1 protein-coding gene is annotated in these 251 nt (G+C 53.8%); it reads right to left on the minus strand.

From position 1 onward, the window contains the following. The coding region (locus BZJ21_RS16905) for a helix-turn-helix domain-containing protein (protein WP_174566357.1) at positions 1 to 197 on the minus strand (197 nt) is incomplete at its 3' end. Positions 198 to 251 lie beyond the last annotated feature (54 nt).

Genomic DNA, 251 nt, shown 5'->3' on the forward strand with positions numbered 1-251 from the left:
TCTGGCAGCACCTGCCCTTGTGATGAACGCCAACGTCGCAACGTGCGTTGTGGTATCTGCATAAGCTCAGCCGCCTTGTACTGAGGGGCGCCATTCGCGACAGCTTCATCAAAAAGCTGTAGCAGCGTCTGGCGCCTATCGAGAGAGGTTAGTCCTCCTCGTTGTCGCTCTCGTACAAGACATTGAGCTTTTTTGATAGCACCAGTAACGCTGTCGTTTCGGCAAGGGCTTTATCTTTGCGGCGTAGCTCT

Source organism: Salinivibrio costicola subsp. alcaliphilus, assembly GCF_001996185.1.
Taxonomy (GTDB): domain Bacteria; phylum Pseudomonadota; class Gammaproteobacteria; order Enterobacterales; family Vibrionaceae; genus Salinivibrio; species Salinivibrio costicola.